This is a genomic window from Phytoactinopolyspora endophytica, from assembly GCF_004138495.1.
Lineage (GTDB): Bacteria > Actinomycetota > Actinomycetes > Jiangellales > Jiangellaceae > Phytoactinopolyspora > Phytoactinopolyspora endophytica.
In genome coordinates this window covers 112,947-122,710 of record NZ_ML142869.1, presented here as the reverse complement: position 1 = coordinate 122,710, position 9,764 = coordinate 112,947, and the positions used below count along the sequence as shown (strand labels likewise).

At 68.4% G+C, this 9,764-nt stretch carries 9 protein-coding genes; 4 read left to right on the top strand and 5 right to left on the bottom strand.

The features are described from left to right. From ELR45_RS29485 to ELR45_RS29470, 4 genes are all read right to left on the bottom strand, one after another. On the bottom strand, positions 1 to 599 hold a 599-nt coding region (locus ELR45_RS29485), incomplete at its 3' end, for a dihydrofolate reductase family protein (RefSeq protein WP_129669494.1). Positions 600 to 840: 241 nt separating this feature from the next. Next, positions 841 to 2,076, bottom strand: coding sequence for a uroporphyrinogen-III C-methyltransferase (cobA, locus tag ELR45_RS29480; RefSeq protein ID WP_129669482.1), 1,236 nt, complete (start codon positions 2,074 to 2,076; stop codon positions 841 to 843). A gap of 260 nt (positions 2,077 to 2,336) precedes the next feature. Then, positions 2,337 to 3,032 carry a phosphoadenylyl-sulfate reductase gene (locus ELR45_RS29475; RefSeq protein ID WP_129669481.1) on the bottom strand — a complete coding sequence of 232 codons (696 nt, stop codon included), beginning with the start codon at positions 3,030 to 3,032 and terminating at the stop codon, positions 2,337 to 2,339. Between the two features lie 148 nt (positions 3,033 to 3,180). Continuing rightward, complete coding sequence (locus tag ELR45_RS29470; protein ID WP_129669480.1) at positions 3,181 to 4,845, bottom strand: nitrite/sulfite reductase; 1,665 nt, start codon at positions 4,843 to 4,845, stop codon at positions 3,181 to 3,183. A gap of 387 nt (positions 4,846 to 5,232) precedes the next feature. Between ELR45_RS29470 and ELR45_RS29465 the strand changes: the two genes are divergently transcribed. Together ELR45_RS29465 and ELR45_RS29460 are read left to right on the top strand one after the other, a co-directional pair. Beyond that, the gene (locus tag ELR45_RS29465; protein WP_129669479.1) at positions 5,233 to 5,619 is read left to right on the top strand and encodes a hypothetical protein; all 387 of its coding nucleotides are present in this window, start codon (positions 5,233 to 5,235) and stop codon (positions 5,617 to 5,619) included. Positions 5,620 to 5,700: 81 nt separating this feature from the next. Further along, positions 5,701 to 7,146, top strand: coding sequence for an AAA family ATPase (locus ELR45_RS29460; RefSeq protein ID WP_129669478.1), 1,446 nt, complete (start codon positions 5,701 to 5,703; stop codon positions 7,144 to 7,146). Positions 7,147 to 7,297: 151 nt separating this feature from the next. Here ELR45_RS29460 and ELR45_RS29455 read toward each other — a convergent pair whose 3' ends face one another. Further along, complete coding sequence (locus ELR45_RS29455) at positions 7,298 to 9,007, bottom strand: acyl-CoA dehydrogenase family protein (protein WP_205857511.1); 1,710 nt, start codon at positions 9,005 to 9,007, stop codon at positions 7,298 to 7,300. Positions 9,008 to 9,181: 174 nt separating this feature from the next. On the opposite strand from ELR45_RS29455, the gene ELR45_RS29450 reads away from it, so the two are divergent. Together ELR45_RS29450 and ELR45_RS39565 are read left to right on the top strand one after the other, a co-directional pair. After that, a complete protein-coding gene (locus ELR45_RS29450; RefSeq protein WP_129669477.1) occupies positions 9,182 to 9,370 on the top strand; it encodes a flagellar basal body-associated FliL family protein in 189 nt (62 codons plus the stop codon). A 92-nt stretch (positions 9,371 to 9,462) separates the two neighbouring features. Continuing rightward, positions 9,463 to 9,764 (top strand): four-helix bundle copper-binding protein (locus ELR45_RS39565; RefSeq protein ID WP_205857510.1); only part of this gene is annotated, 302 nt, incomplete at its 3' end.

Sequence of the window (9,764 nt, the reverse complement as noted above, 5' to 3'; positions counted from 1 at the left end):
GGGGTGCCGAGCGGCGGGTGCTCGAGCACTCGGGGCTTGTACTCGACCAGCTGGATGCGGCCATCGAAGGTGCGGTGCTCGATCATCTCGAGGGCGACATCCGGATAGCCGTCGTAGATGCGTTCTGCGCCCGTGGCCCCGGTGATCACCGGGAACATCCCGACCCGGAAGCGGTCGACGAGTCCGGCTCGTAGCAGGGACCGGCACAGGCTGAGGCTGCCGATCGTGCTGAGGAGCCCCGAGCCACTCGACTTCATGGCGCGGACCGCCTCGACGGCGTCGTCGCGGACGAGCGTGGTGTTGGCCCACGTCGGTGGCTCCTCAAGTGAGGAGGAGAACACCACCTTGGACGCTTGCGTGAGCTCGTCGACGGACGCCTCTTCTTCGGGCCTGAACTCGTCTTGGCCATTCGGGACCTCGCCGGCGGCGAAGCCCGACATGAGGCGGTAGGTGTTCGCTCCCATCAGGTAGGTGGCCTCGGGCTGCTCGCCGAGCCATGCGAGGTACTCCGGGCCCTCGAGGCCCCAGAACCCGGGCCATCCCTCTCCTGATGCGTGGCCGTCGAGGGAGGTGATGAAATCGACGAGAAGCTCCGACATGGCGGTGTCCTTTCCTAGGGTGTCACGAGCTTAGACCGGCCCGGAGCCACAAACTCATCGGCCGCGCTGGGATAACGAGAAACCCATCGCCTGGCCAGTACACCCACGAAACTGCGTTGCGGAGCACTCGACGTGCGCCCAGCATGCCTTCACGCTCGCGACTACGATCCCTACCCGCACGATCTCTAAGCCGGTGATCATCAACCGTTGAGCCGGTCCCCATGCGGCCCACGGTTGATGATCATGGGGAGATCTGGGCCGCGAGGGCGGCCACGTCGCCGACGACGATCACGGCGGGCGGCTGGGCGCCGACCTCGGCGGCGCGGGCGGCGATGTTCTCGAGCGTGCCCGTGGTCAGCCGTTGACGCGGGCCGTAGCCGTCCTCGATGACGGCGGCCGGCGTCGCTGGATCCTTGCCCGCGGCGATCAGGTGCGAAGCGGTGTCGGCGAGCAGCGATACGCCCATCAGGAAGACCAGGGTTCCCTGGCTCTTGGCAAGCGGCTGCCAGTCCAGACCCTCGTGCCCGGAGATGACGGTGAACTGCTTGGAGACACCGCGGTGGGTCACCGGGATGCCGACCGCGGCCGGAACCGACACTGCGCTGGTGACGCCGGGAACCACCTCGACGGGCACGCCGACCTCACGGCAGGCGATCGCCTCCTCGCCGCCGCGGCCGAGGACGAACGGGTCGCCGCCCTTGAGCCGGACCACGCGCTTGCCTGCGCGCGCGTGCTCGATCAGCAGGCGGGTGATCTCGTCCTGGGGGACAGGGTGGTTGCCGGGGGTCTTGCCGACGTCGATGACCAGCACGTCGTCGTCGAGATCGTCGAGGAGCTCATGGGGAGCGAGCCGGTCGACGACGACGACGTCGGCCTCGCCGAGAAGCTGGCGGCCGCGCGTCGTGATGAGGCCTGGATCGCCGGGGCCTCCGCCGACGAGCGCCACGCTTCCGGACGCCGCGCCGCGGTTGTGCCGCAGCGGCAGGCGGCCGGTCTCCAATGCGGTCTGGACAGCGTTGCGGACGGTCCGGGCGCGGCCAGGGTCCCCGCCGCCGCTGACCGCGACCACAAGGTCGCCGATGCGGGCCACCGCGGGTGTCCAGGCGGCTGACGCGGCGGCGTCGTCGGCGCGCACGCACCACACACGCGCACTCTCCGCATCGGCGGCCACGGCATCGTCCACGGCCCGGTCACCAGTGGCGGTGTGGACCAGCCAGGCTTCGCCGAGATCGTCCTGCCGGTACTGGCGTGGCTGCCAGCTCGCACGGCCCTGGTCGACGAGCGCGGCCAGCGGTTCGCAGAGGGCCGGGGCGACGATCGCCAGGTCGGCACCGCATTCCGCCAGTGGCTCAGCTCGACGCGCGGCCACGGGCCCGCCGCCCACCACGACGACGCGTCGCCCGGCGACGTCGAGCGTCAGCGGATATCGTGAGCTGGTCTGAGCCGAGCCGGCCGTTGCCGCGCGATCGGTGCCCATGAGACTCCCTTATGCCGTGTCTGCCCCCGCGGCGCCGTTACCGCGCTACCGCCATTATCCTCTCGAGCCCATCTCACCCGCCGACGCACCATACGCACTATCCACGCTCGAGCCGAGCGGTGGGGAAAAGAGATCCCCCGGCTCAAGCCCAACCGGGCCACAGACCAACTGAACGTTGCATACTCACGCAGGTGGCCGCCGGGAGATCTCTCTTCCCCACCGCTCGGCCCGCGACCGCCAACGTGCAGGACGTTGCGCGCTCAGAAGTTGATGCCGCACTCCGTCTTGGCGCTGCCGGACCACCGGCCGGCGCGGGGATCCTCGCCGGCCTGAACGGGCCTGGTGCACGGTTCGCAGCCGATGGAGAGGTACCCGATCTGCTTCAGCGGGTTGATCAGGATGTCGTGCTTGGCGACGTACGCCTCGACGTCGTCGTCGGTCCAGGCCGCCAGGGGATTGACCTTGACCTTGCGGCGCTTCGGGTCCCACGCGACCACGGGGATGTCGGCACGGCTGGGCGACTCGGCCCGGCGAACACCGGCGGCCCATGCGTCGTACGGCGCCAGCGCACGGTCCAGTGGCCAGACCTTGCGGATGGCGCAGCACAGGTCCGGATCGGTCTGGTAGAGCTTGCCGTACTCGGCCTCGTGCTCGGGGACGCGGAGCGGATGGGTAATCGTCTCGACCTCGATGTTGTACGCGGAGGCGATCGCGTCCCGGGTGCCGATCGTCTCCGCGAAGTGGTAGCCGGTGTCGAGGAAGAGCACCTTGATTCCGGGTATGGCTTGCGACGCCACGTGTGACAGCACTCCGTCCGCCATCGAGGACGTCACGGTGAACTTGTCGCCGAAGGTCTCGTGGGCCCAGCGGATGATGGTCCCGGCGGGTGCTCCCTCGAGCTGGCGTGCCGCGTCGAGGGCGAGCTCTTCGAGAGGTTCGGCAGCGGTGACGGTCATCAAGCACCCCTTCGTGTGGACAGGCCGAGCAGCTTCACTGAGAAGACGCGTAGACAAGAGCGGCATTCCCACCCGCCGTGTTCCTCGACGGGAAAGAGATCTTCCTCACTGCAGAACGGGCAGTGCAGGATAGCCGCTCGTGTCTCGGTCACTGCAGGTCAGCCTCCTCGGCTCGGGCGGCCCATTGGGCGAACCGCTCACCAGTGGTGCGTTGTTCCACGAAGCGCCGGACCAGCCGCTCGACGTAGTCGGGCAGCTCGTCGGCGGTGACCTTGTGGCCGCGAAGCTTGCGGCCGAACCCGGAGTCCAGTCCCAGACCGCCGCCGAGGTGGACCTGGAACCCTTCCTCACCCTTGACGATCTGCCCCTTCAAGCCGATGTCGGCCACCTGGATCCGGGCGCATGAGTTGGGGCAGCCGTTGACGTTCAGCGAGATCGGGACGTCGAGCTGACCGTCCAGGTCGCTGAGCCGCTTCTCCAGCTCGGTGACGGTGTCGGTCGCCAGGCCTTTGGTCTCCACGATGGCGAGCTTGCAGTACTCCAGGCCGGTGCAGGCCATGGTGTTGCGCCTGAACACGCTGGGCCGGGCCTGCAGGCCGATCGCGTCGAGCTCGGTGATGAGCGGCTCGACGGCGTCGGAGTCGACGTCGAGGATGACGAGCTTCTGGTGCGGGGTGGCGCGGATGCGGCCGGAGCCGTGCGACTCCGCGGTGTCCGCGAGCTTCGCCAAGGTGGTGCCGGAGACGCGGCCGACCATCGGAGCGACGCCCACGTAGTACCGGCCGTCCTTCTGCGGGTGCATACCGACGTGGTCGTAGGGGTGCTCCGGCACCGCGGAGGAGGGCCCGTCGATGAGCTTGCGGCCGAGGTAGTCGTCGGACTCGAGGACCTCGCGGAACTTCTCTGCGCCCCAGTCGTCGACGAGGAACTTCAACCGGGCCCGGTGGCGCAGCCGGCGGTATCCGTAGTCGCGGAAGATGCCGGTGACGCCGGCCCAGACCTCGGGGGCTTCCTCCAGCGGAATCCATGCACCCAGCCGGACCGCCAGCTTCGGGTTGGTGGAGAGCCCGCCGCCGACCCAGAGATCGAGTCCAGGCCCGTGCTCGGGGTGGTCGACCCCGATGAACGAGATGTCGTTCGTCTCATGCACGACATCGGGCAGGCCACTGATCGCGGACTTGAACTTCCGCGGAAGGTTGGAGAACTCGGGTGAGCCGATATAGCGGCGATGGATCTCGTCGATGGCCCACTGCGGGTCGAGCACCTCGTCGGCGGCGATTCCGGCGACGGGGGAGCCCAGGATGACGCGTGGTGTGTCGCCGCAGGCTTCCATGGTGGACAGGCCGACGGCTTCCAGCTTCTCCCAGATGGCCGGGATGTCCTCGATGCGGATCCAGTGCAGCTGGATGTTCTGCCGGTCTGTCACGTCGGCGGTATCGCGCGCGTACGTGGTGGAGATGTCGGCGATGACGCGGAGCTGCTCGGTGGTCAGCGCCCCTCCGTCGATGCGGACGCGGAGCATGAAGTACTCGTCGTCGAGCTCGTGTGGCTCGAGGACGGCCGTACGCCCGCCCGGGATGCCAGGCTTGCGCTGCGTGTAGAGGCCGTACCAGCGGAAGCGACCGCGAAGATCCTGCGGGTCGATGCTGGCGAAGCCGCGCTTGCTGTAGATGTTCTCGATGCGCGCCCGGACGTTGAGACCGTCGTCGTCCCTCTTGGTCCGCTCGTTGGGGTTGAGCGGTTCGAGATGGCCGAACGCCCACTGCCCCTCACCACGGGGGCGGCGCGGGATGGTTACCTGGCTCGATGGCATAAGGAAATCTCGTCCTCGCGAGTCGGGGACGCACGTTCGCGCGGGTCAGATCGACGGTGACCTATAAGCCGACACGTCCGAGCGCCCGGAATCGATCAACGGGCGGCGGTCAGCTGGTCAGACACATCATGCTGGAGACGCGCCGGTAGTCCACGTGGCGGCGGACCACGAGGTAGAGGATCGACGCGTTCAACATGTCCGCCATACTCGCACGACCGCGATCGGATCTCGACCCGTTGTCCGCAATCTGGACGACCGTCTCAAATGTTGACGGCACTTATGCATCTTCTGAGGCCAGCTTATGCCCCCAGCTGGCGGACATCATGACGTAGCCGGTAAGACATCCGGCATAAGGAACATTCGGCAAGATCGACTATCATCCACCGGGTGCGCACACTTCCTCTCCTGCTCGTCGTCCCCATGCTCGCCGTCACGGCATGTTCGGAGATCTCGGACACGATCTCCGACGGCATCACCGACCGCGCGAACTCCGTAGCGTCCAATGCCCTGGAACAGGGCATCCGGGAGCAGCTCGCCGATGCGGGCATCGAGCTCGACGGTGACCCGGACTGCTCGACGGACCTGTCTCAGGACGGCACCACGCTCGCCGGCACGGCGGACTGCGCCGCCATGACGGTCGACGGCCAGGATGCGACGGCGACGTTCGACGGGACGCTGTCCAGCTCCGGCTGCTCCGGGACGGTGACCATCGCGGTAGAAGGCCGCACGGTGGTGGATTCGCAAGAGGTTCCGGACTGTTCCGTCAGCCTCTGATCTCAACGGGCGCCGCGCTCGCCAGGCGCCTACCGTCACGGGCCCCTGGTATGGCCGCGCTCCTGCCCGTACGTTGGGTGGATGGCTGATGATCACGATGGCATGTCCGCCGCGGATTTCGGGACAGCGTTCAAGGGCTTTCTGGAGCAGGCCGTCCAGACCGCGGACGAGCCCGAACCGGTGTTCTCGCAGCTTCTGCGCAGCCACTTCGAATCGGAGCCTGCGACGCTGCCCATCGTCGGACAGGCCTTCGAGGCCTCCGACCACCCCAATGTGCAGGTCGCGCTTGACGTGATCACCGGCCGGGAAGGTTGCGAGGTCGACCTGCTGGGCATCGGCTCCAGCATGACCCGGATGCTCGGGATCGGGTTCGGCGAGCTCGTCACGCCCACGAACGCAGGAGCTTTCGGCTCCGGAGGGCCGAAGGTCGGGCCGGTTGAATACACCACCGTCACACTCGACCAGGATCAGACCATCAGCTGCGTGCAGACCGGCCTGTTCTTGCTGCGTGAGGGCGGGCGCCGGGTGGCGATGCTGGTCCGCGGGCCCGGCTTCCAAGGCGTCCGGCCACAGGTCGTGGTCGAGGTCATGGCCGGCACGCGGGAGGTGGGCGAGGCCGTCCTGGCCGAGCTGCGCACGCTCGTGCGCGAGCACAGCGTGTACCGGGGCCGGATCGTGGCACTATCGGCCGGAAGAAACCCGGGGGAGGCAGTGTCGGTTCAGTTCCAGCGGCTCCCGGACGTCTCGCGCGACGACGTGATCCTGCCGGACGAGACACTGGCGCGCGTCGAACGGCACACTATCGGAGTCGCGCGGCAGCGAGCACGGCTCAGGGCGGCTGGCCAGCACCTCAAGCGCGGGCTGTTGCTACACGGCCCGCCGGGGACCGGCAAGACGTTGTCGGCGATGTACCTGATCACTCAGATGCGCGATCGGACCACGTTGCTGCTGACCGGGCGGACACAAGGATTGATCCCGCAGGCGTGTGCGATGGCCCGGATGCTGCAGCCGGCGCTGGTGGTCCTGGAAGATGTCGACCTGGTCGCCGAGGAGCGCACCCATGAGGGCGCCTGCGGACCGGTGTTGTTCGAGCTGCTGAACGAGATGGACGGACTGGCCGACGACGCCGACGTGATCTTCCTGCTGACCACGAACCGGGCCGATCTGCTCGAGCCCGCTCTCGCGGCTCGGCCGGGCCGGATCGACCTTGCGGTGCATGTGCCATTACCGGACGAATCCTGTCGCCGGCGGCTGTTCGATCTGTACGGGCATGGCCTGCAACTCGAGCTGGGGGACCGGAAGACGGCCATCGCTCGCACGGAGGGCGTGAGCGCGTCGTTCATCAAGGAGCTGCTCCGCAAGGCGGCGCTGCTGGCGGCCGACGACGATGGCGGCGACCCGCTGACCGTCACCGACGCTCACGTCGCCGATGCCCTTCGCGAGCTCGTCGTGGACGGTGGCGCCCTGACCCGGAACCTGCTCGGTGCGAGCGAGGCGACCGGGGGCGGTGACCAGGCGCGCGGCTAGCGGTTACTCGGAGGCGTGTCCGGTCGCCGGCTCCGATGGCCGGTCGGCGTCATAGTGCTGGCAGTCGCACCATGAGCGACCCTTCGTCCGGGCGGGGCAGTCCTCGTGGTGTCCGTCGCGGCACGCCGTACAGATCATCGTCGAGTCACCTTCAGCGGCTCGGCGTCGCGCGGTCGATGACGGTGCGGGTGTCGGCGGCGGGTGGCAGCAGGCCGTAGACGCCATGCGTCCCGTCCAGCCGCGTGGCGCAGAACGCATCGGTGACAGCGGACGGCGCGTGCCGCACCAGCAGAGAGGCCTGCAGCAGCGCGGCCATCCGTGCCGCCAGCACCCGTGCCAGACGCATCGCCGTGTCGGTATCGGTTGCCGCGCTGCGCAGCAGGGTCTCCGTGTCGGCGACGGCGGAGCGCAGGAGGTTGGCGTTGGTGGCGCCGGCGTCGTCGGCGACGTCCACTTCGGCCCGCCAGGCGTCCAGCGCCTCTGGCTCACGGCTGAGGACGCGTAACAGGTCGAGTGCCTGGATGTTGCCCGCACCTTCCCAGATGGAGTTCAGCGGGGCTTCCCGATACAGCCGGGGCATTCCGCTCTCCTCGACGTAGCCGTTCCCACCGAGGCACTCCAGAGCCTCCGTGACGACATGGGGAGTGCGCTTGCAGATCCAGAACTTCGCCAACGGCAGCCCGATGCGCCGAAGCGCCTGCTCGTGCGGGTCGTCAGCGCGGTCCACACATGCCGCCAGGCGGATGCCGAGCGTCGTCGCGGCCTCGGACTCGACGGCCAAGTCGGCGAGCACGGCCTGCATCAGCGGGGCGTCATCGAGTTTGGTTCCGAATGCCGTGCGGTGCGCCGCATGCCAGCCCGCCTCCGCGACGGCACGGCGCATCAGAGCGGCAGAGCCGAGCGTGCAGTCTAAGCGGGTGGCCGCGACCATCTCGATGATGGTGGCGACCCCGCGGCCCTCGTCACCGAGCAGCCGGCCCCAGGTCCCTGAGAGCTCGATCTCGGCGGAGGCGTTGGCGCGGTTGCCGAGCTTGTCCTTCAGCCGCTGCAGCATGATGGCGTTGAGAGTGCCGTCGTCGAGGACCCGGGGAACGACGAAGCAGCTCAGGCCACCGGGAGCGTGCGCCAGCATGAGGAAGACGTCGTTCATCGGCGCCGAGCAGAACCATTTGTGGCCCGTCAACCGGTACCAGCCACCGCCCGACCGGGTGGCGGTCGTCGTATTGGCGCGGACGTCCGAGCCGCCCTGCTTCTCGGTCATCGCCATCCCTGCCAGCGCGCCGGCCTTCTCCCGCGCTGGTCGGAGGCCGAAGTCGTATGCGGCCGAGGTGAGGCGTGGCTCCCAGACCGCGGCGATCTCCGGGTCTGTGCGCAGCGCTGGCACCGCCGCGTAGGTCATGGAGATCGGGCACATGTGGGCCGCCTCGACCTGGCTCCAGACGAGGAACCCCGCGGCACGGCCGACATGGGTGCCCCCGCCCGCTGATGTCCCTGTTGAATCGGCGCCACCCGCGCCAGTCGCGCCGTTCCCGCCGTCGGCGCCGGCATGCGCGGGGACCGCGTGGAGGCTATGCCGCACCGCCTGCTCCATGAGCCGGTGCCAGGACGGATGGAACTGGACCTCGTCGACGCGATGTCCGTAGCGGTCGTGGGTGCGTAGGACGGGAGAGTGCGCATCTGCCTCCCGTGCCCATTGCTGCGCCTCGGGCGATCCGGCCAGTATGCCGAGCTCATGGCACCTGTCCAGCTCTGTCGTACCGTGGTGGCGCCGCACAGCTTCGACCAGGGCGGCGTCCGCGCCGAACACGTCGTAGCCGGTCAGCGGCGGTGGCTGGTTCGTCACCTCGTGGGTGGAGCTCACACCACCACCGTAGACGCAGCCGAACCCATCTGAAAGCCGCGACGCCGCAATCGAGCCCCGTCGAGCGTGGTCGGCGATCGGCGAGTCCCCGTGGTACCGGAGCGAGCGTCGAACGTCCTCAGGTGGGTACACGCAGGGGAGTCATTCACTCAACGGAGTGAATCTGGAGGAGAGATGTTGCGTATCGCTCTGCTGCTCTTGCTGCTGGCACTGCTCATCGGCGGATTCGGTCTCGCCATCGAGGCCGTGCGATGGATGTTGATCATCGCTGTCGTCGTTCTGCTTGCGAGTGCCGTGGCCGGCTGGATGGGACAACGCGGTAACACCAAGGACACGTCCGAAGGGCCTGGCCCGCCGCCATAGGCCGGAACCCGGATGCACGCTGCCGTGCTCGGGTCTCCCGCCGGATCCCGTGTGCCGAACGGCCACGGAGACACATCCACGAGGAGGTAATGATGACCTACACCCGGCAGATGATCGATGCCTACCCAGCCGACATCAACCTCGATCGCGGCCAGCTCGCGGAGGTGATCGATGCCCTGGGCGCGTGTGCTCAGGCGTGCTCGGCGTGCGCGGACGCGTGCCTGTCCGAAGAAGCGGACGCGCTGCCCCGGCTGACCCGGTGCATCCGGGATAACCTGGACTGCGCCGATATCTGTGCGGCCACCGTCGCGGTACTCACGCGTCAGACCGGTTACGACGCGCGGGTCACCCGCGCCCAGGTCCAGGCCGCCGCCCAGGCCACCAAGACGTGTGG